Genomic DNA, 25,831 nt, shown 5'->3' on the forward strand with positions numbered 1-25,831 from the left:
CTGGCAGTTCGGGAGGCGTTTCCCGCGTCGAATATCGATGGCTTCGGACAGCAGCTCGGTGTCGACCGGCAAGCCGCCGTCTGCCGCCCCTCCGAGGCCCGGGACAAAAGCGCTGGCTACGGGCGCAGGTGGCGGCCGTCGTCTCGCCGTTGCCGAGTGCCGGTGGGTGCCTCCCGTTCTCGGCGACGTCGAGATCCGGGCTCAGCGAGCGCCTCCCGAGGCCGTCGACAACTGCTGTCGTGTGACGTCGACAAAGCCACTGCTTCCTTGCTGCATGTGTAGCAGTCGGGAGTCGTCATGAACTGAGATCGTAGAACTGCCCCTCTGCGAAACACCTGTCGGCCTCAGTCACCAGTCACGGCGAGCGCCGCTACGACAAGGTCCTCCACCCGCTGGACCTCCGCCGGCAGGGCTGATCACCGCCTTTCATGCGTGCTTCGCGCCGGCCGCCCGCTCCGGCCCCTCACCGCTCGCCCGGGGGCACGCTCATCGCCAGGAGCGCGGTGTCGTCGTCGAGTCCCTCGCCGAACGAGTCCAGCAGTGCGGTGAGCGCCCTGACGGCACAGGGTGCCGAGGTGGGTGCGAGGGACCGCAAGAAGTCCAGGAGTGCTTCGTCGCCGTAGCGTTCACCCCGGTTCCGGGTACGGGCCTCGGTCAGTCCGTCGGTGTAGAGCAGCAGGGTGTCACCGGGACGCAGGTTCAGGGTGGCGGTGGTGAACTGCGCGTCCGGTACGACCCCGACCAGCTGGCCGCCCGGGGTGGGCAGGTAGTCGGCGCTGCCGTCGGCCCGGAGCAGCGCGGCGGGAGGGTGGCCGCCGCCGGCCAGGACGACATGGAATCCGACGTCGTTCTCCTCGGGTGTGAGCAGGCCGAAGATCACGGTGCAGAAGAGCGGTTCGTCCTCCTGGACCTGGTGGTTGAGCGCGGTGTTGAGGTTGGCCAGAACCTTGACCGGTACGGAATCGGAGACCGCCGCGGCTCGCAGGGTGTACCGCGCCAACGACGTCACCACGGCCGCGTCCGCGCCCTTGCCGCGCACGTCCCCCATGAAGAACCCCCAGCCTCCGGCGGTGAGCGGGAACAGATCGTAGAAGTCCCCGCCCACCTCGTCGGAGGATGCGAAGTGGTAGTGCGCGGCGGCCTCCATGCCCGGGACCGGTTCGATGGCCGGCGGGATCAGGGTGCGCTGCAGGGTGGTGGCGAGGCGTTGCAGGCGTTCGCGGTCGTGCTCGGCATCCTGCCGGGCCCGCAGGAGTTCGCGCTCGTAGGTACGCCTGTCCCGGGCGTCGAGGAGGGTGGTGCGGATCAGCAGCGGTTCGCCGTCTTCGTCCTGCTTGACGGTGGAGGTGACCAGGACGGGCAGTTGGGTGCCGTCCGCGGCCTTGAGTTCCAGGGCGACGCCGTTGACCTCGCCCTGCATCCGCAGCAGTGGTGCGAGGTGCGTCTCGTTGTACAGCCTGCCGCCGATGGTCAGCAGGTCGGAGAAGTGCCTGTGGCCCACCAGGTCCTCACGACGGTGGCCGAGCCATTTCAGGAGCGTTCCGTTGACCTTGGCGATCCGCCCGTCCATCAGTGTGGAGAGGTAGCCGCACGGCGCGTTCTCGTACAGGTCCTCCGCACTGTCCTCCAGCAGAGCGGAGAACACCGGGGAATCCTGGTCACGGTCCTCCGTCGGCCACGATCCGTCGGTCCCGTCGCCGGCCGGGTGCACGGTCACGGCCCCTGCACGAAGGCGATGATCGCCTCGGCAGTCTCCTCGGGGGCGCTCAGCTGGGGGCAGTGGCCCGTCGAGTCCAGAGTGACCAGCTCGCTGCCGGGGATCTGCGCGTGGACGAAGGCGCCCACCTCACGTGGGGCGATCGTGTCGCGCGCGCTCTCAGCGATGAGCGTCGGAACGGTCACCTTGGGGAGATCCGCCCGGTTGTCGGACAGGAAGGTGGCTCTCGCGAAGACCCGGGCGATCTCGGGGTCCGTTCGGCAGAAGCTGTTGGTCAGCTCCTCCCCCAGTTCGGGGCGCTCCGGGTTTCCCATGATCACCGGTGCCATGGTCGCCGACCAGCCCAAATAGTTGCTGTCCAGTGACTCGAGCAGTTCGTCGATGTCCTGCTCGCTGAATCCGCCCCGGTAGTTGCCGTCGTCGATGTACGACGGCGAGGGGGTGAGGAGGACCAGTTTCTCGAAGAGGGCGGGCTCCTGCACGGCGGCGAGCACACCGATCATGGAGCTGACCGAATGTCCGACGAAGGTCACGGGCCCGAGGCCGAGCTCCTGGCAGATGCCGATAACGTCCTGCGCATAGCCGTCCAGGGTGGAGTACCGCTCGGGGCTCCAGGCCGACGTATCGGAACGCCCCGCCCCCACATGATCGAACAGGATCACCTGGAAGCGCTCCTCCAGCGCGGGTGCGACGAGACGCCAGAGATTCTGATCGCAGCCGAAACCGTGGGCGAGCATCACCACCGGGCCGCTCTCCCGGCCTGTCACCCGTACCCGGTTTCTCTTGCGCACGTCCACATGGACATCCTGACACCCTTTGCACCTCACGGCCTGGCCTGCCGGGCGGCCGCCGCCCACCAGCGCGGATCTTCGGCACACCGGACGGCCGCGGAGTGTTCTGGTTCGCGGGCGACCTGCGGTTCGGAGGGCTGATGTCCGTCCCGGGCGGAGACCCCCTCTGGTGGGCTCACCCCGTACCGACCCCACCGACGCTCGCATCCACCGGCCGCAGGCAGGAAACTCTTGAAGAAGCCGTTATCCGCCAAGCCGTCGGCTTCGCTTTCGAGGAATGGCTGCAGGAGGTGAAAAGCCTCCACGTACGTCGGCTCCATCCGCAGCACCGGCCAGGACCGGCAGCGGAAGCCTGTCAGTGTGGAGAGCAGAGGCATCCAGTCCATGCGCCGCATGCTGTCTGAACCATCGCTGCGACACCAGTGGCCCTCGTCGGGCCGGGCGGGCCCTTTACGAGGGGCAGTCCGGCGACACGGACCTGCTGCGCTGGTCCGCGACACCTCTGACACCACATCGCGGAGCAACGCCGGTTCTGCCGACGCAAGGGCGGGCGGCTGCCGCCGCAATCACCGGAGCGGCCCTGGACGAACGGTCGCCTTGGCCTGCGTCGGAATTTCTGGGGGCGCCGGTGTCCGCATATGCGGTCATGCAGCGGTATCGAGGCGAGGCTCTCGCCCGTGGCGAGGTCCGTGCCGGCTCCCCGGCTGGACCGACGCTCAGCGCCGAGTACTTCCGGACAGGCAAGCCTCTGCCCGTCACGCAACTGCATGCTCTGGAAAACCCTTCCCACCGAACGAGCCGTACCGGCCGCGCCTCAGGGCTGAACCCCTGCACCGGGAACCTGTGTCTGCGCATCGCATGATGGAGGACGGCACCCCTGGCGAGTGCTGTCCTCCACAGTGCGATGTCTTTCCCCAGGGCCGTTGCCGCGATCCCGATCGGTGGTGGTCGCCTTCGATCGCAGCCGGTCTGGACCTGCTGGCACGGGAGAGTCATTCGCGCCGCTGGCCTGGCGTGCTGGGCAGGCGGCCGGGCAACTCACCACGGCCGCCTGCTCATAGCGGGGGATTCACCGGGGCTGAACCTGGCGGGCCCGCCGTCGGCCGGCCCGCCAGGCAGTCGATGGTGACGTCCTGGGCATCGCGGGTGAGCACCGTTCTGGCCGGTGATCAGCAGGCGTCGTATTTCCAGGCGTCGCCCTCCCATGTCCAGGGCTGTGCCTTCTTGTCGAACTTCGGCAAGCCGGTCACCTTGTACGAGACCCGAGCCGTTTCCCCCGACACGTTCGCGCCGATGTCCTCCGCCTCATGGTCCGGGCCGTAATCCTTCGCGGCCTGGCCGATCACGGCGCGGTACGCCTCAGGCGTGATCTCGGCCCGGCAGCGCTCGGACAGGATGCCGTAGGCGGTATCGGCGTCGCCTTCGAAGTACGCCTTGGTGTAAGCCGTCACAGCCTCGCTCAGTACAGCGGCATCATCGCGGGGCGGCTCGGCACTCCCCTCGGCGGAAGGGCTGCCGGCCGACGAGGAAGGCTTGTCCTCGGCGGTGTCGCCGTCGCGCGAGGCGCAGGCGGTAAGTGTGGCGAGCAGCAGAGCAGCAGTCGTGAGCGTGACGGTGACGCGGGTGTACATGAATCCCCCGGGACGGTGCGGTCAGTGGGGGCATGCTGACACACGGGGCGGCAAGGTCCGCCCGTACGGGGCCTCGCTGACGTCGGCGGTGAAGGCCGCCGTGCGGGTCAGGGTGAGGGGTGGCGGGGGTGGGAATGGCGACGGCTATTCGGGCTGTGTGACGGTCAGCCCCCATCGGATGCTTTCGTCCGATGCGTCGATCCCCACGGTGAAGGATCCTGCCTTCACGACGCCGGCGTCCATGGTCACCGAGCCCACTCCCACACTGCCGGAGGGGCAGTCCACCGTGAAGGCCGCCACGTGCGACTGCTGCCGCATCGTCACCTGCACGCTGCCGCCCCCCTCACAGGCCACCGTGAGAATGGTGGGCAACTTCTCCCACGCACCCCCTGAAGCAACACCACCGTCTCCGGTCATCTCCCCCACCCACACCAGGCCCTCCGGCCCCGGGTGAGGCAGCAGGGCCCCGGTTGCTGCCGCAGCAGGCGCAGCCCCCATCCCTGCCAGTCCACACACCGTCATCATCGCGATGGCAACAGCCCTTTGCACACGCGTCATATCTGCTCCTTGGTCAATGGTCACCGGGACCGGCAGTATCGCGCGGAGGGGAACCTGCGCACACGAGTATGCGTACTCATGACAACCGCTGCTACAGGCGGCAGCTGCGCCCAGGGGCGCCCCTTCGCAGGAGATGAACTCCGGAACCGACACGCGGCACCACATTCTCGGACCACGGTGCGGGAATCGATCCTGGTGCTCCGGACGACGCGCATGGGGACTGACCCGCCCGGCTGCTACGGGCCAACCTGGTTGTGACATGCGCCAGCCTCGGTCGTAGTGCGTCCCGTCCCGTAACGGGGGCCTGTCCCACACGCTCCGTACCGGCACGGGCTGAGACCGGGGCTGGTTCGTCCGGGCAAAGCAAGAGGCTTTCGCTCTCACACGCCGGCGCCGGACGGTCACTGCCGAGGTACCCGGGTTCCTTCTGCCCTCGCTTCTTGGACACAAGGCCGAGTGCCTGTCACCGGAGGGTGAGTCCCCTGTCGAGCTTCGGTGCGGCGTTCTCGTCGCCCCCCTTTCGGTCACCTGCCAGTGGTGCGGCTCGTCACGCCGGCGGGGCAAGTCGGCTGGGAGAGCACCGTCTTCGTAATCTTCTTCGCAAGGTCGGTGTCCCCACATCGAGATCATCACGGCATGGGGTGAGTCACCACCCCGCGTGGATGGCATGGCAGGATCGCGGTCATGTCCCTCAGCGTTCCCCGTCTACGGATCGGTTCGACCGAGATCATCGCCCTCGCCGACGGCGAGGGCCCGTTCTTCTCCCCGCGCGCCGAGGCCTTCCCCGATGCCACGGCCGCACAGTGGGCCGGAGCCGACCGCTACGACCCGGGCGCAGTCGACGCCGAGGGCCGCTGGCGGCTCCAGTTCCGCGCGTACGCGATCCGCGGCGACAAGGGTCTCACCGTCGTGGACGCCGGAATCGGTCCGGCGGACAGCCCGGCCGGCTCGTGGGCGCCCGTGCCCGGTGCGCTCCCCGAGTCGCTCGCCGCCGCAGGCATCGACCCGGCCGAAGTCGACACCGTGGTGCTCACACATCTGCACACCGACCACGTCGGGTGGGCGGTCGTGACCGAGCCGGTCGTCCCGTCAGCGGGCGGCGCGGTGGACGGCAACGCTTCGACCGCCGGCCGCCGCCCCTATTTTCCGAATGCCGAATACCTGCTCCAGCAGGCCGAGTTCGACGCCATCGACACGCTCAACCCGCAGCTTCGTGAGACCCTCACCGACCCGCTCGCGGCCGCCGGCCGGCTCCGGCTCCTCGACGGGGACACACCGCTGCGCGCCGGGCGCGCGGTCGCCACGCCCGGTCACACGCCCGGGCACCAGAGCGTGCTGGTCGCCGACGGGCGCGAGCTGGCGCTCGTCACCGGCGACCTCCTGGTGCACGCACTCCAGTTGCTCCACCCCGAGCTCGCCTACGCGCACGAGGCCAGCCCTGAGGCGGCCAGGCACTCGAGGGAGCGCATGCTCGGCCGCGGAACCGCCACCAGGCTGCACCTGGCGACGCCGCATCTGACGGAGCCGTTCCTCTCTGTGTGATCGCGGCGGTCCGGGGCCTGTCAGGCCGCGAGGGCATGCAGACGCTCCTATTGCTCGGGCCGTCTCGTCGTCGACGGGACTGAAGACCATGAGGCGGCAGCCGCTTCCGGACTGGAACTGCATCCGGTCCGCGTGCAGGCGCAGCACGCCGGCCTCAAGATTGCGGAAGATCCTGACGTCCCTGACCTTGTCGGTGACGTTGCGCCGACCCCATATCCCGGCCTGGACTCCTGTCGCTGACCCAGGTGCAAACCAGCGCTCCGGACTCCGCGACTGCGGCTTTCTGCGGCTGGCGGGGCACGGTCCTGGCATTGTCGAGGTACCCGTACACCGTCGAGCGCGGCACGCCGAGCAGGTCGGCGATCTGCGGACGTTCTTCTCGCGTCCGGGCCGAGGCGCCGTTGCCTGCCGGGGGTGTTCAGTTCGTCCGGGTGAAGGTGAAGGCGCGGGGTGCGGTTCCGTCGGGTGCGGCCATTTCCACGTGCATGCTCCCGTTGTCGGGGCGGGTCATGGTGCGGCTCGGGGTCTGTGTGCAGAAGCCTTCGGGTTCGGACGCGGTGACGGTCTCCGGGCCGAAGGCCAGTGTGTCGCCGGCTGAAGCGAGGACGGAGAAGCCCTCGCAGTGGTGGGCGTCTCCGTCCCACGTGAACTCGGCGCGTGCCGTGCCGGGTCCACCTTGGCGGATGGTCATGCGGACCGAGGAGGTGGGGTCGTTCCCGTCCTGGGCCCACCAGGTGCCCACGTAGGAAGCGGGCACGGCGCTTTGGGTGGAGGCTGCACGGTGCAGGGGGACGGTGATTCCGTCGGACTTCCAGGTCAGGCCTGCGTCACCGTCGCGCCGCAGGGCGATGTCGCCGGCCGGTGTGCAGAGATGGGTGGGGGTACCGGACGTCGGTCTGGGTGTGATGAGAAGGAGTGCGCCGGTGGAACGGAGGGTTCCCTCGGCCTGGCACAGGGAGGTCCGCGACAGGGTGATGACGTCGGCGATCTTCGTGCCTACGGTTCCCTTGCGGACCACGATCCTGCGAAGTGAGGGAGCGTGTTCGCCGGGCTCGGTGAATTCGCCTTCCCAGGTGCCGAAGTAATGGTCGGGAACGGTGGAGGTGCTGCGGGTCCGGACAGGTGAAGGCAAGGAGGAAGGGCCTGCCGAGGGGGTCGGTGAGGGCGTCGCGGTAGCGGTGGGCGAAGGGTTCGGGGCCGGCGACGAGCGGGGTGCCGCAGCTGCAGGGTCGGGGCTCTTCTCCTGGACGGCCTGGGGGGACTCGTGGTTGCGCATGCCGAGGGTGGTGACGACGGCTCCCGAGACCACCGCGGTGAGCGCGACAGCGGCTGCCGTCGCGAGGAGGGCGGTCCGCCACCGCGGTGACCGGTCCCTGGCGTGCGGCCCGCGGAGAGTCTCGGGCGAAACGGTCGGGGGCAGAGCCATCGCGGGGCTGGAGCTTGCCCCGACCCCGTACAGGGCCGTGCCGACGCCCGCGGTCCGGGCGCTGAGGATCCGGGCGGCGGTGTGCTGTTCGGCCAGCGCTGCGCGCGAGACGAGCAGAATCGCGGCAGTGCCGCGTGACGCCGCGGCGTACCGGGCCGGCAGAGCGGAGTCGTCACCACGGCCTCGACTGCCAGGGGTCTGTTGGGTATCCGTGGGATCGGATGCCGGCAGAAGGGCGGCTGCCTCGTCCCGTACGCGGGTCACCGCGTCGTGGACCAGGCGGACCTGGACCAGCCGGTCCTCCGCCTCGCGAAGGTCACCCGCCGCCTGGATGCTCTGCGCAGCGGTCAGTGGCACCGGACCTGTCACGGTGGACGAGCCGGAAGGTGTGACCTGCATCTGAAGACCGGCGATGACGCCGAGAAGGATGTGGATGAGCCGCTCGGCATCCTGCGCACTCGCCGTGGCCTGGCCCACGGCCTGCTCCGGAGTCACCCCCTGACCGGCAGGGTCCCGCTCCGCGGGGGCGGCGGGCTGCTGTGCGGCCACGGCCTCGGCGTGCAGGCGTCGTGCCCTTTCCAGGAGTTCGGTGCGGGAGCGCTCGTCTCTGACCGTGTCGAGCACCAGGCTCTCGAGCAGGTGCAGGTGGACCGTCTTCGTACCCGATCGGTACTCGCCCCAGAGGGTCTTGCCGCCCGCGTAGCGGTCGGCGAGCTCGCGGACCGTGAGGTTCTTCGTCAGATTCCGCAGGAACAGGGCCAGCGCGTTGGCCTGCTCAGACTGCCCCTTGGGCCCGCCCTGCGGACGCCCGGCCTTCACCACTGTGGATCCCCCGTTAGTTGTCCGCGTTGTCCACCGCTTCCACAGCGCCCCATCTGCGCTTACGCATAACGGCAGTTGAGGACAATCAGACCAGGTCACACCGTGAGAGCTCCAGCACTTCCCGGCCAAACCCTGGAGCATCCCGTGACCCGTACGTTCGTGGGGGGCCGCGCCCGGTCCCGCACCGGCAGAACACCGACCGTTTTGCGGCGCGTGGGTGTTGTGCTGGCCGGTGCGCTGACCGCCGGCATCCTCTCCTCGTTCCCCGCCCTGGCCGAAGAAGGCGCTGCGGCAGCCGGTGCCCCGGTCGCGCTGGGCTCGGTAGCCGCGACCGGCGACGACCAGCTCTTCGCTCTCGCCGCGGACCACTCCGCCGTCTACCGGTACAACGGGCAGGGCACCGACTGGACCAAGGTCGGCGGACCCGCCGAGACCCTCCACGCGGGAGGCGCCGGACTCTTCGCCACCGCCCGGGACTCCGGCAAGGTCTTCAAGTACGACGGCTCCCCCGAAGCCTGGTCCCGGATCGGCGAGCCCGGTGCGGACTTCGCCGTCACCGACGACCGCCTCTACGCGCTGAACCCCGACCGCACCGCCGTCTACGAATGGTCCGGCCAGGGCACGCAGTGGGCGAAGGTCGGGGGGCCGGCCAAGGATCTCGACGCGGGCGGCGCCGGGCTCTTCGCGACCGCCCCCGACGACAAGATCTTCAAGTACGACGGCACCCCCGAAGCCTGGTCCCGGATCGGCGAGCCCGGTGCGGACTTCGCCGTCACCGGGAACCGCCTCTACGGCATTGCCGCCGACCGCACGGCCGTCTTCGAGTGGTCCGGGCAGGGCACTGACTGGAGCCGGGTCGGCGGACCCGCCCAGGACCTGTACGCCGGTGGCGCCGGGCTCTTCGCGACCGACCGGACAACCGGGCAGCTCAACAGGTACGACGGGCAGCCCGGCTCCTGGACCAAGACCGGCGAACCTGGTGCCGGGTTCACGGTCAGCGACACCCGCCTCTACGGCCTCTCCCCCAACCGGACCACAGTCCTCCGATGGACGGGCACCGGCACCGACTGGACTCCCCTCGGCGCACCCGCGACCGCCCCGCCCCCGGCACCCCCGGTACAGGAGACTCCCCCGCCCGCGCCGGCTCAGCCGCAGGAGAGCGCACCGGTCGCACCCGAGGCCCAGGAATCCGTCCCCGCACCGCCCCCGGCAGAAGCACCGCCGGACGCGGACGTCCCGGCCCCGGCCGTCCCCGGTACCGAGGGCGAACCACCGCCCCGGGACGAAGCCGGGCAGCGGGAGACGGTTCCGGCTCCGGTCCAGCCCGCGGGAGCGTCCGACACCCTGAACGAGCACACCGCCCGTATCGCCGTCACCGCCCAGGACGACCTCTACACCCTGACAGCGGACAACAGCAGCCTCTGGAAGCGCGGCAGCGACGGCTGGACGTCACTCAGCGGCCCCGCGAACGCGGTCTACGCCGGCCGCGCCGGCGTCTTCATGACCGGGCCCGACAGCAAAGAGATCCGCAAGTACAACGCGGACAACCCCGGCTGGGATCCGGTCGGCGGCTCCGCCGGGCAGTTCGCCGTCACCGGCAAGCACCTCTACCGGCTGGCCACGGACGGCATCGGGGAATGGCACGGCGACACGTGGACCAAGATCGGCGGACCCGCCAAAACCATCTACGCCGGGCGTGCGGGCTTGCCCGCCACCAACCCCGACACCGGCGACCTCTACAAGTACAACGGCAAGCCCGACAAATGGACCCGGGTCGGGGGGCCGGGCGCCCAGTTCGCCGTCGGCCACGACCACGTCTACGGCATCACCCCCGACCACAAGGCCGTCTACGAATGGTCGGGCGAAGGCACCGAGTGGACCCGGATCGGCGGGGCCGCGAAGGACATCTACGCCGGAGGAGCCGGCCTCTTCGCCACCAACCCCGACACCGGGAACATCCACAAATACAACGGGACACCCGACAACTGGACCCAGATCGGCGGGCCCGGCGCGACCTTCGCCGTCAGCGACACCCAGCTCTACGGCCTCTCCCCCGACCTCACCACCACCTACCGCTGGAACAACACCACCAACACCACTGCGGACGCCGGCACCGGTGGTGACTGGACCCGCCTCGGCGGAGCCGCCGACATCGCACAACAACAAAGGGACGAACAACTCCTCGCCGAACAATGCGGCCAGGAATGCGTCGAGGAATACCGCGAAGCGAAGAAGCTCCTCGAGACCAGCATCACCGACTGGCTCAAGGACAACGGGCTCGACATCCTGCTCGACACCTTCGGCATCGACGACATCGTCAAGTGCTCCCAGGGCGACCTGCTCAAGTGCCTCTGGGCAGTGACCGACGCCGGAAGCACCCTGCTCGGAGTCGGCGCCGTCAACAAGACAGGCAAGCTCGCCGGCGCCATCAAGAAGACCGCCAAGGAACTACCCCCGTTCCTGAAGAAGGCAGACGCAGCCAAGCAGAAGTACCGCGACCTCCGCACACTCATCGACACCGCACGCAAGATTAGGGACGACCTACCTGCCCAAGAACGGCCAGAGCAGCAGACGGTTTGCACAACCAATGGCACACCCACCGCAGCAGCGAGATCAGCCTCGTCACCCATCAGTAATGCACACAGCCGTACACCCACGAACTTCACTCCAGTTGTCACACTGGAAAAGACAACGTCCTCTTCGGCAACTTGCGGAGAAGTATTTTTCCGCACGATGAACGAGAGGCACTTCCTCGAACTAAGCACCACCCGTAACATCTCAGCCAGTGCAGAGACATGCATCTCACCCAAGCAGAGTTTCTCAGAGAATTATGATGGGAGGCTGGTGAAGTTCATCGTCAAGCCCGGCACAAGGGCCGCACTGGAGGAAATTGGCGTCCGAGATGTGTCTGCAGCGACGACGCGCATGTATCCAGACATGCCACTAATCTCCAAGCGCTGGGCGCGGAACTTCGCTTTCTTTAAGGGAGAGGAAGCAAATCTGGTCACCGTCTGTCTCGGGAAGGGGAAAGCCCTGGGTATCTTCAACACCAACATCCTGCACTTCGAGGAGATCAAGAGATGACACCCGAGCAAGAGGATCTGATCCTGTCGCTGGTGACGTACCCGGGAAGAGACCCTGAAGGAACTCCCGAGCAGGTGCTCCGTCACTTCAATGCCAAGGACGGTCACACATTGGGTCTGGATCTGCTGCGCGACGCTCTCCATCAGCGGGACAGCGTAGCCGTCGAAATGGCTCTTATCGTGGGCTTTACATTCGGTATCACATCGGACTACCTCGAGGAGCTCGTGGAACTATGTTCGGCGGACTGGCACCACAAGCACGAGGATGTCGTGTCAGCCATAGGAAAGCTGCACACACCTGACGCAGTCGATGCCCTGTATCAGGCAACTCAGTGGGTTCCGGGATACCTGGAATTCGATGACAGCCGGGCTCTCGCAACGAAAGCCGTCTGGGCCCTGGGTAAAACACCGGGCCCCGAGGCGCAGCAGGCACTCGTCCGACTCCTCACGTCCGGTGACGAGATCGTGAGGAGTGCAGCCATGGAACAGATCGCCCGCCGCAAAGAGTGAAGGAGGCCCCGGCCCGAGGCATCGGTGGCACCGAGGTCTCGGGCAGGCGGCCACAGGAATCCCCGCGTGTCCCCGGCCGAACTGCTGCGTGTCGCAGCCAAGAAGCCTCTGGGAGAGTGACCTCCTGTCCGGCGGCCCTACCCGGCCGCCGGACAGCTCACGCAAAGAGGTATCGCGCGGCAGCTGCGCGTGCATGCGGCCGCGCTGAACATCGAAATCGTCGGCGGACCCTCCGTTACGCGCAGCGCCCGTTCGCTGCCCGCCCCCGCGAACACAAGCGCCGAGTCCGTGTCCGGGTGATCCGACAGCCCGCGCAGAAACTCCAGCGCCGGCCCCGCAAGGCGCTGTGCCTCGTCCAGTACCAGCAAGCGTGGCTTGTCGTAGCGCATTGACCAGCGCCCGGTCGGCCTCCCCCGCCCCGCGCGGTAGACGCCGGCCCAGTTCAAGAGCGTCCGTCCGCGAGCACCCGGCGCAGTTCGGGGACCGTCGGGTGCACACCGACATGGACCCGGCGGACCCTGGCCGGGTGCGGCAGCTGGGACAGGGCGTATTGCAACGCGACGGTCTTGCCCTGCCGCGTCCGTCGTAGACCACCGGCTCGGAGGCGTGAAGCAGGCGGACCGGCACCGAGTAGCGGTTTCGTCCGGACACAGATCCGGCTGTAGCGGTCGACCCGCGGGGTGGAGAGCCGGCCTGTCTCGAACGGCTCCTTTGGCAGGGGAACCAGCAGCGGCTGCTCGGCCGCGAAGTACTCACCGATGGTGCGGGGACGGGACCGGATGCGGCGGGCGTCGTCCTCCTGGTCCCAGCGGTCGATCATCGCGTTGAGCTCGGCGAGCGTGTCGACTTCGGGAACCGGGACGAGGTGGTTGCGGCGGAACCAGCCGATCTGGCCTCGACTCCGCCCTTCTCACGGGCGCCGCGGATTCCGGGCCGGCAGTAGAAGGATTCCAGGCCGTAGTGCGAACGGAAGGCAGTCCAGCGTTCGGCTTCCACCCGGCGCCGTGAAAGGCCCAGGACCTGGGCGGCGGCGGCCCTAAGGTTGTCGTAGCGGACTTTCGGCGGTCGGCACCGCGCCCAGCACGTTGAGAGCGTGGACGTGACCCTCGAAAAACGCCTCCTGGCCCGCCGAGGCGAAGATGCGGTGGACGGCCTTGCCCGAGTACGACAGCTGGAACGCGAACAGGTGGCAGGTCACCAGTTCACCGGCCAGCTTCACCGTGACGTCCCCGAAGTCGGCCCCGGCCTCGGTGCCGGGCTTGTGGGTCTGCGGGACGAACGCGTCCACGACCCCCTTGCCAGCCTGTCCGCCTCCGGGCCGGCCAGATTCCCCGGCCCGATGCCTGGAACGGGTACGCGGCCTCCGTCGGCGCTCATGCGGGAGTCCGGGCGCCGGAGAGCGGCGGCCCGATGACCGTCGGCCTCGCTCCACGCCCGGACCGCCACGACTGATCAGCCTTTCGGCCGGGCCCTACCGGGCGCGGCGGGCACGGACTCCGTTGGCCTCGAAGTCGTACACGTACTGATTGATCCGCAGACCGTCGACGGCGCCGGCCCACAGGTAGTCACGGCCCTTGCTCACCGAGACGCTGTAGATGGTCGGCTCGTCACCCTCCACGAACGACTCCTTGAGCTCCGTGAAGCTGCACGGGGTGGCCTGGGTGCAGGTCGTCTCGCCGCCCGTCAGGAACCAGGAACCGGTCTTGGTGGCGTCGAGGTAAGCACTCCAGCGGTTCAGCGAACTGGCCGGGACCTGGGCCGGCTGCCACACCGCGGTGGAGTAACTGTCGGTCGGGTCCGCCCTCACGTCGGGGTCGATCTCGAACCGGATGCCCGGCAGGTTGCTCGTACCGCCGTAGTCGACGTTCTCGGCGGTCTGAAAGACATGGAAGCCGGCCTTTCCAGCTGCAGCAGGCGATCGCCCCGGAAATCGATCTCGTTGCCGAAGTCGACCTTCTCCGCGGGGCTGCTCTGCGAGGTGGACTTGTCCGCCACCTGGATACCGAGGCTGCCCTTGCCGTAGGGCGGGCTGGCGGCACTGTTTCCCTGAACCTGGTACGAGCCGAACGGGCCGTCCCTCAGCGCGGCGACGGGAGAGCCGATGGTGTTGGCGGCGATCACGCCCCAGTGTTCCGACTCCCCCACCCGGGTGGCCGCGGTGGCGGACACCGCTCCCGGGGCGGTGGAGGCGGCTAGCGCGGCCAGCGCCGTGACGGCAAGTGTCTTCCAACGGCTTGCGCCGAAACGAACCTTCACTCTTGTTTCCTTTCAGGAAATCGAGAGCCGGCATGCGTCTGTACCGGCCCACGACAACTACGTCCCATCTGCGGACGGCCTGTCCGATCTCTGCCGAATCCGGGATTCTCGTGATCAACCTCGCATATAGCCATTGACCTCGTATACCGGATGGGTCCGTCCGCAGCGAGGCCGTACCACTCTTCCCCGGTCCACTCGGCAGCGGTCACTTCGACCTGGCACCGCTCGGTAGGACTGAGAGGCTCCCAGCACCACGGAGTTCTTCCGGATGACCAAGGGAGATGCGGGTTGGTCGGACATGTTCCAGGGGTCGGTACTGCAGTGAAGCCGGGCAAGGGTGCACAGGTGCAGCCGGTCCGCCCGCTGGCACCGACACAGCCGAACTGGTCAGCCTCCCCAGCCACGGCCTTGGCCGGAGGACATCCTGCTGGACGACCTCCCGTTCGGGTGAGGGCCGCGCATCCGCCTCAGCTGGCGAGTAGCCGGGAGCGGGCGGCGGGGCCTGGCAGGGTGATCCTGTCCGGCCCCGCTGTCGTCAGGTCAGCCGACGTCGAGCGCCTCCTGTGCGAAGCCGGCCGGGGCCGGACGGTGCTGGGGCGGCGGTGCGCCGTCCGGCTGTGCGGCCTTCCAGCGCTTGATCAGCTCGTCCTTCCATCCCTTGGGCGGGGGCCACGGCACACTCCATTCGGCGAGCTGGGCACGCGTCCACGCCCCTTTGGGTGTCTTGGCGGCTTCGATCACTTCAGGTGACGGCAGTACAGGCATGTGGGGTCAACGAACGGCTGGGCCGCGATGTCACCCGTCGGCGGTCAGGGCGTGTCACCGGACCAGTCCCAGTCGCCAACCGCTCCTGGGAGAGCACGAGCAGACGGAAGGTATCCGACTCCCTTACTGGCATTCGACCCGGTGGAGGACTTCGACAGCGCAAGGCCCGGACCAGGTGTCCGGGCCTGCGTCGTGCCCGGGATCCTTTCTCCCGGGCGCTGTTGTTCGAGCCCCGGCTCAATATGGGACGCGAGCGGCGCACCCGTACCCCCGCACGAGTCACCCGTGCGCCGAAGCCTTCCCCGCCCGGGCCGCCCCTGCCATCCTGGAACCGGCCCCGCCGCACCCCGACGGCAGGGCCGCCACGGGGAGGCAACCGATGACGTGCGGACGCTGCGGCGCTTCAGCCACCCAGGGATCCGACGGGGCCTGGACCTGCTCCAACCAGTGCGGCTGGTCCTCCGCCGCACCCGCGCCCGCCATCACCCCGGAGATCACCGCGACCAGGTGCCGCGGCTGCGAAGCCGAAGTCCACGGACTCGACGGCCGGTACGCGTGCGGATTGTGCGGCTGGTCGAACCACTGGGACGAAGGACACCACCCCCTCCCCGCGGCCGGCACACCACCGTGGGGCCCGAACACCCGCTGAACACGACGACGCGAGTGACAGTGACTCCGATGCGAAACGCCCCGCCCTCCGGCAGCTCCAGTGCCGGGGAACGGAGCGTTTTCGTCTCTCAGGCGGCCAAGCCGATGGAGGAGACGTCGCTGTAGGAGTCGCAGTCGGATCCGAGGTCTTGGATGATCTCGTCCCAGATGGCGTCGAGCTCCGCCACGTCGTCGTCGATCCAGGCATCGACCGCACGGTCCCGGACACCCCGGACGTTGATGCTGCGGGAGGAGAGGTCGCGCTGGCGGGGGGCGGCGACGCGGGACTGGTCGACGGCGCGGCCCCGGGAGTACTGGAGAGGGCGCTGCGCGGCTCGTACGGACAGCGGATGCGCCCCTTCGGCCTCCTGGTCGTCGACGAGGCACACCGCACGTCCGGTGACCTCGGGAAGGCATGGGCGGGGCGTGCATGACCAGGCGCGGATCCCTGCGGAGCGGCGCCTGTACATGACGGCCACCCCGCGCCTGTGGGAAGCGACGCCCGGCAGTGGCGGCGCGGACGAGACCGGCGGTCGGCTGGTCGCGTCGATGGACGACGAGACGCTGTACGGCCCCGTGCTGTTCGAGTTCGGGCTGATGGAAAGTGTCGAGCGCGGGGTGCTCGCACGGTTCGAGATCGATGTGCTGGAGATCCGGGACCCGCAGGCTCCCGGGCCGGCCGCGTCGCCGGAGGAGAGGCGGGGCCGGCACGGCGGGCACCGCGGGCACCGCCGGCGGCTCGCCGCGCTCCAGGAAGCGCTGCTCAAGCACGCCGACACCACGGGGGTGCGGTCGTTCATGACATTCCACGCCCGGACGCTGGACGCCATGAGCTTTGCCCGCGCACTGCCGGAGACGGCGGCCGAGCTCCACGCGAGCGACCCCGTCGCCTATCCGGGGCGGGTCGGGGCGGAGTGGCTGTGCGGCGAACACCCCGCCGCGCACCGGCGGGTCGTGCTCGACCGGTTCGCAAACGGCATCGACGCGGACGGATGGGTCACCGACCTCGGAGTCCTCTCCAGCTGCCGGGTCCTCGGTGAGGGCGTCGACATCCGGGGCAGGCGCGGCGTCGGCGCGGTCGTCTTCGCCGACACCCGCAGCTCTGGTCGACGGCGAGGAACACCCCGTCAAACTGGGGGTATTCATCACGAACAGCAAGACCCGCAGGGCCAAGCTCACCACCGCCAAACTCACCGCGCTCGCCGCCCTCGGACTGGAGTGGGCGTAGGGCGCGCGCCGCCCCTAACCAGCCCGATCCGGCCCTCGTCACCGACAGGTGGCCGCCGGGTACCCCTGTGGAGGCGCGCCTTCCGAACGTCCCGCATACCCCGGAGGTGCGGGGTGTTCGATGTTTCCGGGGTCATCGGTACCCGCCGGGCGACGCCCGCTGACCGGGGCGTGGGTCCGCTGCAGCTTCGGCCGCCAGGCCGTCGTCGTCGACGGCGGCGTACTCGTGCTCCGGCTCCGGCTCCGGCTCCGGCTCCGGCTCCGGCTCCGGCTCCGGCTCCGACGAGCAGGCGGCGATCCGGATGGCCGGCGCACGGCGGTCCGTCTGCGCCGCCGACGACCTGCCGACCGCCGCAGGGCTTACGCCGAGCCGCCCTCGTTGCGCTGGGCAACTGCGACACGGCCACAGCCCGCGCGCTGGTCGCCGCCCTGCGCAAGGCGGCGGCCAGTGACACCACTTGTCCCGGCTCACTCGGCGGCACGGTCCGCTTTGGCCAGGGCGGAGGCCTTCATGGCGCGGTACTCCTCGATCTCTCGCCGCCATTGCTCGCGGCTCTTCGCCTCCGCCTTCACCTGGGCCTCGGTCACCGCCCCTGCCAGGTCCGTGTCACGCTGGCACGCCAGGTCGTCGCGGGCGAGCGCCAGCTCGTCGCGGCCGACGGACCGCTGCGCGACCGGGTCCCGGTCGGTCTTCTCCAGCCGCCGTCCTGTCTCGGACCGCGGTTCCGAAAGCTTCCGGTACTCGTGTCCCTGCTCCGCCATGCAGTCCGCCCACGCCAGCTCCGCGTCCCGGAAGCCGGGCGCGTCCCGTACGGCGGTGGCGATGAGGTTGGTGAGGCTCTCCATGAGGTAGCGCAGCTCCGTCCAGCGCTCCCCGTAGAGCGTGCTGCTCGCGACCTCGACACAGGACCGGGGGTCGTATCCGATCTCCGCGCCGTCCGGGAGGGTGAGCGTGCGGTGGTTCTCCTCCTCCCCCAGCAGCGCCTCCTCCCACGCCGCATGCCCGGCCTTCGGCAGGGAGGAGACGTACGAGGCGTTCGGGTCCTGCGGCCGGCCGGCCAGCTGCTCGGCGGTGATGCCGTAGCCGTCGTCCTCGGCCCAGTCGGCATCCAGCAGTCCGTAGGGGTTCTCCGCGGCGAGCCTGCGCGGGTCGGAAACGGGGGCTGTGCGGTAGACGTGGCCTCGTTCACGCATGCAGGAGCGGATCTCCTCCTCCTCCATCCGGCGCAGCGCGTCGGCCTGGCCCGCGGAGAAGTGGACGGCCCCCGACAACGGCCGGGGAAGCTCGTCGCCGGCAGGGCCCTCGTGGCCGGACGCGGTGCATCCGGCCACGAGGAAGCATGCCGCGGCGGCAGGCCACAGCAGACGCCGCATCAGATCAGCACACCCACTTGTTCGAGGCGATGCCGTACGTGAACCTGCCGTCGTCGAAGTAGGTCTTCAGCGTGGCGATGCTGGAACCACGCTTGAGGAGGTAGGTCCGGCCTTCGTAGTCCTTCAGCGTGTAGAGCCGGACGTCGCAGGAGTTGCCGTTGTTGTAGACCGAGGCGGCGTTGTTGAACTTGTCGTACTGGCGCAGGTCCGTGTTGTTGCCCCACACCTGGCCCGGGGTCCCCACGTAGGAGGTATTGAGCCAGGCGCACAGCGCCCCGGAATCGCAGTCCGACTTGGCTGCCTGCGCCGGTGAGGCCGTCGCGGCCACCCCCAGGCCGGCCAGCAGTACAGCCCCCGACGCGATGGCCGCCTTGGCCCGCACGCCCTTGGATTTCCTCATGCGCTTTCCCCCTTCAGAGTTCTCACGATCGTCCACGGACGCGTTCGAAGGGACCTTCAGGTCCCCCGTGCACCCGTGTTCGGCGTGAGCCACTATTGCCCTCAGCCGACCCGGTCGGCCACGCTGTTGCGGCTGACCGCAAAAGCAGAGCTGAACGCGGCGAGCGAGATGCTCCGCGTCCGCTTCGGCGAGGACGGTCCCGGCGCTTCGCTCGCCACGGTCACTCACCGGCGAGCCGGGCAACGGCCCCGGGTACGAACGGTTTACCGACGAGCGGGAGCAGGGGGCGGGGAATGGCGGTGTGCTCTTCGCCCTCCTGGGTGATGTGGGAAACGAAGACGGTGACGTTGTCCGCGTACGGGTCGTTCCGCTCGTGTACGCGCCGGACGGCGTCGCCGACGAGGCGCTCGGCGGCCGTGCGCGGGGCACCGGTCAAGTATCCGGAGAGGTCGTGGTCGGCGTCCTCGTGCGGCTCGTAGGCGCCGTCGGAGGCGAGCATCGCCCATCCGGGCCGTACCGGTCCGCGAGAGAACTCGCCAGCCGGGTGGCCTCGGACGCGTTCGTTCCCCTCGTCGCTTCGGGCTCCCCCGAGGCAGGCGGTGATCAGGGTGCGGTCCCGGTCGTAGGCGCGGCGTGTGTTTCCTGCATCTGGTCACCGGTGTACCAGGAGGCGTGGCTGTGGGTCAGGGCGATGGCCAGGCTGCCCTGGTGGCGGCTGGGAGCACCCGGAGCGGGCTGTCCGCACCACTGACAGATCGGGTTACGCGACTGTGGGGCATCCGGATCGGTCCTCTGCCGGCCACTCCTCGCGCCACGGGCCCTTCGTTCGCGGCGACCCCCAGTGCGCGTGTCTCCGTACGGACACTCAGCCGGTCCGGGTCAGCCCCCGGTCGGCGGACGTCCTGTTGAGTCCGGTGCCGCCCGCGGCGCCGGGTGGGCCGGAGACGAGGATGGAGCGCTGCACCTTGACGAGGGCGGCCGACGGCTCCAGGCCGAGGTCGCTCACCAGCGTGGTGCGCAGCCGCTGGTAGGCGTTGAGCGCCTCACCGCGGCGCCCGGAGCGGTGCAGCGCCAGCATGAACTGTCCGCACAGGCTTTCGTGGGTGGGGTAGCGGCTGACGAGCACGGTCAGCTCGGCGAGCAGTTCACGGTGCCTTCCGAGCCGGAGGTCGGCGTCGATGCACTGGTCCAGCGCGCACAGCCGGCTCTCCTCCAACCGTTTGACCTGGGGCTCCAGATGAGGTCCGGTCTGGACGTCGGCAAGGGCCTGTCCCCTCCACAGGGCCAGTGCCTCGTTCAGCCGTTCGGCTGCCTGCGGGTAGTCCTCGGCGTCCATGGCCCGGTACCCGGCGCTCGCGAGCCGCTCGAACTCCCTTACGTCGCTGCGCCCTTCGCCGCTGCTGAGCAGGTAGCCGCCGGGCACCGTCATCAGCACATCCTTGGCGGAGCGGGGCCCCATGTCGTCGGACTGCCTCAGTGCCGTGCCGATCAGTTCACGCAGTTGCAGGATGTAGGTCTGCAGCGTGGGGCGCGCGCTGCGCGGGGGTTCGGTGCCCCAGAGCTCCTCGATCACCGTGGTGACCGGGACGACCTGGTCGGCGTTGAGGGCAAGCAGGGCGAGCACCTGTCGTGGCTTGGGAGCGGTGGGCGTGACCGAGAAACCCTGCTCCCGTACCGCCAGTGCACCGAGTACATCGATGTCCACGCTGTTTCCCATCCTCTGTGGAGCGTTTGTCCGGCACACGGCCAGGACGGCGCGTACCTGAGGTCTCGCAGCACCGGCAGGGCCCGTTCACCCCCACGGGTTGTGCAGGTCGGGCCCCCCGGTGGAAGGCCGCAGGACGCCGTCCGTCCCCCTGGTGGCCGTCAGCGGCTGCTCCGCCTGAACGACGGCCGTCACTATCGAGGGGGCCACGCTCGTCATGGCGACTGCGAGAGGGATGGCGAATGCGACACGAATCGACCAGTTCCTGCTCATATATACTGTCTCTCCCACTTCCGAAGTCCGGCCTGTCGGCGGCTGCTTGAGGATGGCTATAGCTTGGCAAGCCGTGACATCGGGTCACGATCGATGAACCGGCAGGGACAATAGGGAGACGATAGAAGCGTCGGCGGGCCTGCACGTGGGCGGACGGGAACTCCCTCAACGCCCTGCCGAGCCGGTCGGCTTCCCAGGTCCTGCCTCCTTGAGGGGTCATACGTCCCCCGTCGGCGGAAGGGGACCTCGCCGATGGGGTCGACGGTTCGAGTGGCCGTCAAACCGGTGCGGGGATCAGCGTGTTGACAAACGCACGCGGATCTGACGCGGGCCGCATCGAGGTCGGCGGTGTCCCATCGGGTGGTGTGGCCGGTCGAGCTCGTCCGGTTCCGGTGGTGAGAGGGCTGCCGGTGTGGGGCGGGCTCGCGGTGCAGAGTTCCGCGATGAGCCTTCGCAGAGGCGGCGACGGTCGAAGACCTGCCATCCGTGGTGGAGTTCGGCCAGGACCGCGGCGGTGAGCCGGTCGAGGGCGATGGGGTCGGGGCAGACCGGGGACGGGGCAGACCGGGGTCGGCGTCGGCCCGGCGTTTGATCTCCCGGTTCAGCGGCTCCGAAGGGTTCGCTGGCCAGATCTTCTTCCCGTGCGCCGGCCGGGAAGTCCGCGAACGCCGTGCTGTCCCCGGTCGCCTCCGGCAGCGTCGCCTCGACCTGCGGGAATTGCCGTCCGGGCATGTCCGCCACGACGTCCGGCCGGGTTCGGACCTGCTCAGCAGTGGTCTGCGCGAAGATGGTGCGGATGGTCGCCGCGGCCACCGCCGCCGGCCCCTTCCCGATCACCGGAAAGGCATCGCGGACGAAGCAGGCGCGGCATCGCTGCCCGGCCTGCCGGAGGAACACGGTGCGGACCGCGGCCACCGCACCGCTGTGCGAAATGAGAGATCACCAGCTGGACGTGGTCCGGGCCGCGGGCCCGCAGGAACCTGCAGAAAAACGGCTCCGGTTCGCTGTCGCCGCCCGTCACACGAGGATCTCGCGGTGTCCGCCGGCCGAGAAGCCGGACGCGATGACTACCGGCTGCGAGACGATCCGGCGGTTCACCCTGGCCTTGCAGTACGTGGTGTCCGGGAAGACGCAGGGGGAACACCGTGCAGCGGCTACCCGGACCGGACTCGCACCGGCGGGCGGCAACGCGCTTATGGTCAAGGCCACTTACAACATCAAGTCCTCCAGACTGCCGAGCGCGCGAAAGATCGGGCTAGAGTTCTTCGAGCCACACACGTTCCTGGGGGGAAACCACGTGGAGCAGAACGTGTCCGGGGACGACAGCGAGATCTGCCTACCCAGAGTTGGGTTCAGCATCCTCGGTCCCCTTCAGGCGAGCGTCGACTCCACGCCGCTGAAACTCGGCGGCGCGCGCCAGCGGATCGTGCTCGCCACCCTCCTGCTCAACGCCGGCCAGGTGGTGAGCACCGACCGGCTCATCCGTGCCGTGTACGAGCAGACTCCGCCGGCGACGGCACGCGCTCAGCTCCACATCAGCGTCTCGGGCCTGCGGCGCCTGTTCGGGGCCCACGGCGTCGACGACGTCATCAGCACGCACCCCCACGGCTACATGGTCCGCGCGGACGAGGAGAGCCTCGACGCCCTGCGCTTCGACTCGCTCGTCGCGCAGGCGCGCAAGCTGCATGACGGGGGGCAGCGGGAGGAGGCGGCGGCCATGTACCGTCAGGCGCTCGTGCTGTGGCGCGGCTCCCCCCTCGAAGGCATACCCGGCGAGGTGGTGGCGTCCGGCGCCGGCCGGCTCACCGAGCAGCGCATCACCGCCACCGAGGAGAACATCCGGCTCGGACTCGCCCTCGGCCGGCACAGCGTGCTCGTCGGTGAACTCTTCGAGCTCATCGCGAAGTTCCCGCTGCGCGAGCGACTGCGCGGCCAGCTCATGCTGGCTCTCTACCGCTCCGGGCGCCAGGCGGAGGCGCTCAACGTGTACCGCGAGACCCGAAGACTCATGCTCGACGAACTGGGCGTGTTACCCGACGTCCGGTTGAGACAGCTCGAGCACTCCATTCTGGTCTCGGACCCCCGGCTCGACCTCCCGGAGAACCGCGCCGTGCCCCCTGCGTCCAGCGGCGCACCGGAGATGCTGCCCGCCGCCGTCGCGGACTTCACGGGGCGCGAGAGCCTGGTCGCCGACGTCCGCAAACTGCTGGTGGCCTCCCACGGCAGGTCCCCGTTGGCGGTGCCCATCGTCACGTTCGTGGGAAAACCGGGAGTCGGCAAAACCGCCACGGCCATCCACGTGGGCCACGAGGTCGCCGCGGACTTCCCCGACGGCCGGCTCTTCGCGGAACTGCACGGCGGGGTCTCCGCACCGGTATCGCCCGCCCAGGCGCTCGAACGTTTCCTGCGTGCCCTCGGCGTCAAGGGCACGGTGATTCCCGAAGACGTGGAGGAGCGGGCGGAGATGTACCGCGCGCTCCTGGCGAAGCGACGCGTGCTGATCATCCTGGACAACGTCGCCGAGGAGAGCCAGATCAGACTGCTTCTGCCGGGCAGGCCCACCTCCGCCGTCATCATCACCAGCCGGCGCCACATCGGCAGCCTCGCGGGCGCGGTTCGGGTGGACATCACCACCTTCACGCCGGAGGAGTCCGCCGATCTCCTCGGCCACATGGCGGGGGCGCAGCGCGCCGCGGACGAGCAGGGGGCCACGAAGGCCCTCGCCGCACTGTGCGGACACCTCCCGCTGGCGCTGCGTATCGCCGGGGCCCGCCTCGCCGCCCGGCCCCACTGGGAGATCGCCGAGCTGGTGGAACGTCTGGAGGACGAGACCCGCAGGCTGGACGAGCTCAAGTACGCCGACGTCGGTATCAGGGCCGGACTCTCCCTCACGTACGACAGCTTGGGCGAGGGCACCCGCCGTCTGTTCCGGCGTCTGGCCATCCTGGAGGAGGGGCCGTTCTCCCTCTGGGCCGCCATGGCGCTCCTGGATCTTCCCGAGACGACGGTGCGCGATCTGGTCCACGAGCTCACGGACGCGCAGCTGCTTGACACGGTGGGCGCCGCGACCGGTGCCCACCGGCAGTACCGACTCCACAGTCTGATCCGGCTCTTCGCCCGGGAGCGGCTGGTCGCCGAGGAGAGTACGGAAGCCCGTGAGGCCGCTGTCTGCCGGGTGCTCGGCTGTTTCCTCTTCCTGTTGAAGAACGCGCGGGACCGTGAGTACGGCCAGGACGTACTGATAAGGAGTCATGACGTCTCCCTGTACCCGCTGCCGGGCGCCTTGGTGGACCGAATCCTCTCCGAGCCCCTCCAGTGGTTCTCCAGGGAGCGCTCCTCGCTGCTCGCCTGTGTCCGGCGGGCCGCCATGATGGGGCTCACCGAGCATTGCTGGGGGCTCGCCGTCACTGCGGTGACGTTCATGGAGACTCAGGTGTGCCTCGATGACTGGCGTGACACACACGAGGTGGCACTCGCCGCGAGCCGTAGGGCGGGCGACCGGGTCGGTGAGGCGGCGACGCTCCACTCGCTGGGTTCGCTCGCCGTGACCAATCAGGACTTCGCCTCTGCCGAGAGCCACTTGCTGCGGTCTGCCGCGATCTTCGAGGAGATCGGCGACAGGCTCGGTGGCGCCCTGGCCACCCGTGGGCTGGGATACCTGGCCCGGATCCATGGCCGGCACGACGAGGCCACCGCTCACTACGAGGCGGCGCTCAAGGTCTTCAGGGAGGGCGGGGGATCCGTCGCTGTGGCCTATGTTCTGCACAACCTCGCGCAGCTGCGGCTGGACAGCGGTGACGACGCTGCGGCCGGCCCGCTCCTGAGTGAGGCGCTGCGGCTGAGCCGGGAGGGCAACGGCCGACGTGTCGAGGCCCAGGTGCTGCACCGGTTGGGGCAGAGGCATCTGGACCGCGGTGACTACGAGGCCGCTCTGCACGCGTTCGAGCAGGTGCTGGGTATCGTCCTCCTCATCGGTGACCACACCGGTGAGGCGTACGCACTCCACGGGATCGGCTCCGCCCTGCTGATGCACGGGGAGACGAAGGGGGCCACCAAGGCCCTGCGCCGCGCCCTCGCGCGCGCGGAGGCGAACGACGAGCGGCTGATCACGGGTCGTACCTTGGTGACCCTCGGGGAGCTGGCGCTCGCCGCGCGGGATGCCGGGGAAGCGGTCATCCACCTGCGACGGGCGCTGCCTTTGTTCCGGTTGATGGATGCTCCTGCCGAGGAGGCCGAGGCACTGATCGTCCTGCATGCCGCCCTGCGGGCAGCCGGGGACTCCGAGGCCGCCGAGCATTCCCTGGCCGAGGCGCGGGAACTCGTGTCCGCGATGCCCCCGCAGGCCGCCGGACCGATCCTCGTCCGTCTCGGGGCGATGACGGGGCCCTGCGGTCTAGGTGAAGGTCACGAAGTAGTGGTGGAGCGAGAAGTTTAGGCTCACCCGGCACTCCGCCTGCTCGCCGGAGATGCGGAACGTGGTGACGATTTCCGGACAGGTGGGGGTCACGCCGAGTCCGGAGAAGTACCGGTCGACGTCGAACACGACTTGATAGAGCCCTTGGCTTTCGCCGGGGCCGTCCCAGTCGTCGATCCGGCCGCGCTCGTCCGTCTTGCGTTCGGCGAGCAGGACCCATTCCTCGTCGACGAGCGTCTCCAGTCTCACGCACAGGCCGACGGCACTGCGCCCGTGGACGCTTTCGAGTGCTTCTACGGTCAAGTTCACCATGATTCATCAACGCCTCTGTTAGAACACCGGCGGGGCCGCGATCCGCCGTGACCTGGGTCAGAGGATCAACACCGTCAATTTCCTGTCTTTAAAACGCTACGTTGCGTTCACTCGTCCGACAACCACCTTCATGCCCAACTGTCTTAATTTTCAAGGGAATCCTGGAGATCGTCGCGATGGCCTTGAATTCGGTGCACCGAATCTCCTCCCGGCCGTTGCGACTCGTGGGAGTAAAGGCGATGGACACATGGGGCGCAAGTGGGTCGAGTTCCGGCGCCGCCGTGGCCGGTTCCGGAATTCTACTGGGACCGGAAATTCCGCTCGAATGTCCGGACGGCATGTACCGCAGTCCACCGGCGGGAAAACCGCAACGGTTC

21 protein-coding genes and 1 pseudogene are annotated in these 25,831 nt (G+C 69.0%); 5 read left to right on the forward strand and 17 right to left on the reverse strand.

What is annotated here, in order from left to right; genetic code table 11:
- Positions 1 to 463 precede the first annotated feature (463 nt).
- The 4 genes from OG524_RS00200 to OG524_RS00215 form a co-directional block, all read right to left on the reverse strand.
- Positions 464 to 1,711, reverse strand: coding sequence for a PP2C family protein-serine/threonine phosphatase (locus tag OG524_RS00200; RefSeq protein WP_405392998.1), 1,248 nt, complete (start codon positions 1,709 to 1,711; stop codon positions 464 to 466).
- A 2-nt stretch (positions 1,712 to 1,713) separates the two neighbouring features.
- The gene (locus OG524_RS00205; RefSeq protein ID WP_405385826.1) at positions 1,714 to 2,514 is read right to left on the reverse strand and encodes an alpha/beta fold hydrolase; all 801 of its coding nucleotides are present in this window, start codon (positions 2,512 to 2,514) and stop codon (positions 1,714 to 1,716) included.
- A 1,163-nt stretch (positions 2,515 to 3,677) separates the two neighbouring features.
- Positions 3,678 to 4,139: a hypothetical protein gene (locus OG524_RS00210; RefSeq protein WP_405808451.1), complete on the reverse strand. Its 462-nt coding sequence runs from the start codon at positions 4,137 to 4,139 to the stop codon at positions 3,678 to 3,680.
- A 144-nt stretch (positions 4,140 to 4,283) separates the two neighbouring features.
- A complete protein-coding gene (locus tag OG524_RS00215) occupies positions 4,284 to 4,697 on the reverse strand; it encodes a hypothetical protein (RefSeq protein ID WP_405385829.1) in 414 nt (137 codons plus the stop codon).
- A gap of 684 nt (positions 4,698 to 5,381) precedes the next feature.
- On the opposite strand from OG524_RS00215, the gene OG524_RS00220 reads away from it, so the two are divergent.
- Entirely contained in the window at positions 5,382 to 6,239 is an 858-nt protein-coding gene (locus OG524_RS00220; protein WP_405385831.1) for an MBL fold metallo-hydrolase, read from the forward strand.
- Between the two features lie 418 nt (positions 6,240 to 6,657).
- Here OG524_RS00220 and OG524_RS00225 read toward each other — a convergent pair whose 3' ends face one another.
- Positions 6,658 to 8,484 carry a hypothetical protein gene (locus OG524_RS00225; RefSeq protein ID WP_405808454.1) on the reverse strand — a complete coding sequence of 609 codons (1,827 nt, stop codon included), beginning with the start codon at positions 8,482 to 8,484 and terminating at the stop codon, positions 6,658 to 6,660.
- Between the two features lie 216 nt (positions 8,485 to 8,700).
- On the opposite strand from OG524_RS00225, the gene OG524_RS00230 reads away from it, so the two are divergent.
- The gene (locus OG524_RS00230; protein WP_405808455.1) at positions 8,701 to 11,571 is read left to right on the forward strand and encodes a tectonin domain-containing protein; all 2,871 of its coding nucleotides are present in this window, start codon (positions 8,701 to 8,703) and stop codon (positions 11,569 to 11,571) included.
- Complete coding sequence (locus tag OG524_RS00235) at positions 11,568 to 12,080, forward strand: HEAT repeat domain-containing protein (RefSeq protein ID WP_405808456.1); 513 nt, start codon at positions 11,568 to 11,570, stop codon at positions 12,078 to 12,080. Before OG524_RS00230 ends, OG524_RS00235 begins: the two co-directional genes overlap by 4 nt.
- Positions 12,081 to 12,522: 442 nt before the next feature.
- On the opposite strand, the gene OG524_RS00240 is transcribed toward OG524_RS00235, so the two are convergent.
- The 6 genes from OG524_RS00240 to OG524_RS00265 all read right to left on the reverse strand — a co-directional run bounded on the left by OG524_RS00240 (position 12,523) and on the right by OG524_RS00265 (position 16,219).
- A complete protein-coding gene (locus tag OG524_RS00240) occupies positions 12,523 to 12,900 on the reverse strand; it encodes a hypothetical protein (RefSeq protein ID WP_405808458.1) in 378 nt (125 codons plus the stop codon).
- Between the two features lie 216 nt (positions 12,901 to 13,116).
- Positions 13,117 to 13,368 carry a hypothetical protein gene (locus OG524_RS00245; RefSeq protein WP_405385839.1) on the reverse strand — a complete coding sequence of 84 codons (252 nt, stop codon included), beginning with the start codon at positions 13,366 to 13,368 and terminating at the stop codon, positions 13,117 to 13,119.
- A gap of 183 nt (positions 13,369 to 13,551) precedes the next feature.
- Positions 13,552 to 13,887, reverse strand: coding sequence for a hypothetical protein (locus OG524_RS00250; protein ID WP_405808460.1), 336 nt, complete (start codon positions 13,885 to 13,887; stop codon positions 13,552 to 13,554).
- Complete coding sequence (locus OG524_RS00255; RefSeq protein WP_405385843.1) at positions 13,884 to 14,336, reverse strand: hypothetical protein; 453 nt, start codon at positions 14,334 to 14,336, stop codon at positions 13,884 to 13,886. The genes OG524_RS00250 and OG524_RS00255 overlap by 4 nt, the downstream gene beginning before the upstream one ends.
- Before the next feature lie 540 nt (positions 14,337 to 14,876).
- Positions 14,877 to 15,101: a hypothetical protein gene (locus OG524_RS00260; protein WP_405808462.1), complete on the reverse strand. Its 225-nt coding sequence runs from the start codon at positions 15,099 to 15,101 to the stop codon at positions 14,877 to 14,879.
- Positions 15,102 to 15,838: 737 nt separating this feature from the next.
- Complete coding sequence (locus tag OG524_RS00265; protein ID WP_405808464.1) at positions 15,839 to 16,219, reverse strand: hypothetical protein; 381 nt, start codon at positions 16,217 to 16,219, stop codon at positions 15,839 to 15,841.
- Between the two features lie 566 nt (positions 16,220 to 16,785).
- On the opposite strand from OG524_RS00265, the gene OG524_RS00270 reads away from it, so the two are divergent.
- Positions 16,786 to 16,977, forward strand: a complete 192-nt coding sequence (locus OG524_RS00270; protein WP_405385852.1) for a hypothetical protein — start codon at positions 16,786 to 16,788, stop codon at positions 16,975 to 16,977.
- 467 nt (positions 16,978 to 17,444) lie between these two features.
- Here the strand turns inward: OG524_RS00270 and OG524_RS00275 are convergent, their stop codons facing one another.
- The 5 genes and pseudogenes from OG524_RS00275 to OG524_RS00295 all read right to left on the reverse strand — a co-directional run bounded on the left by OG524_RS00275 (position 17,445) and on the right by OG524_RS00295 (position 21,826).
- Positions 17,445 to 18,350, reverse strand: coding sequence for a hypothetical protein (locus tag OG524_RS00275; RefSeq protein ID WP_405385854.1), 906 nt, complete (start codon positions 18,348 to 18,350; stop codon positions 17,445 to 17,447).
- A 4-nt stretch (positions 18,351 to 18,354) separates the two neighbouring features.
- Positions 18,355 to 18,750: a peptidase inhibitor family I36 protein gene (locus tag OG524_RS00280; protein ID WP_405385856.1), complete on the reverse strand. Its 396-nt coding sequence runs from the start codon at positions 18,748 to 18,750 to the stop codon at positions 18,355 to 18,357.
- 220 nt (positions 18,751 to 18,970) lie between these two features.
- Positions 18,971 to 19,249 (reverse strand): hypothetical protein, encoded by a 279-nt coding sequence (locus OG524_RS00285; protein WP_405385858.1) that lies wholly within the window; start codon positions 19,247 to 19,249, stop codon positions 18,971 to 18,973.
- Positions 19,250 to 19,615: 366 nt separating this feature from the next.
- Complete coding sequence (locus tag OG524_RS00290) at positions 19,616 to 20,455, reverse strand: BTAD domain-containing putative transcriptional regulator (RefSeq protein WP_405808467.1); 840 nt, start codon at positions 20,453 to 20,455, stop codon at positions 19,616 to 19,618.
- A gap of 567 nt (positions 20,456 to 21,022) precedes the next feature.
- A pseudogene (locus OG524_RS00295) lies at positions 21,023 to 21,826 on the reverse strand (transposase).
- On the opposite strand from OG524_RS00295, the gene OG524_RS00300 reads away from it, so the two are divergent.
- On the forward strand, positions 21,792 to 25,163 hold the full coding sequence (locus OG524_RS00300) for a BTAD domain-containing putative transcriptional regulator (protein WP_405808469.1): 3,372 nt from the start codon (positions 21,792 to 21,794) through the stop codon (positions 25,161 to 25,163). The pseudogene OG524_RS00295 and the gene OG524_RS00300 sit on opposite strands and share 35 nt — an antisense overlap.
- On the opposite strand, the gene OG524_RS00305 is transcribed toward OG524_RS00300, so the two are convergent.
- The gene (locus OG524_RS00305) at positions 25,122 to 25,445 is read right to left on the reverse strand and encodes a hydroxyisourate hydrolase (RefSeq protein ID WP_405385864.1); all 324 of its coding nucleotides are present in this window, start codon (positions 25,443 to 25,445) and stop codon (positions 25,122 to 25,124) included. The two genes, OG524_RS00300 and OG524_RS00305, sit on opposite strands and share 42 nt — an antisense overlap.
- Between the last annotated feature and the right edge of the window lie 386 nt (positions 25,446 to 25,831).

This window comes from Streptomyces sp. NBC_01520, assembly GCF_045040375.1.
Classification (GTDB): Bacteria; Actinomycetota; Actinomycetes; order Streptomycetales; family Streptomycetaceae; genus Streptomyces.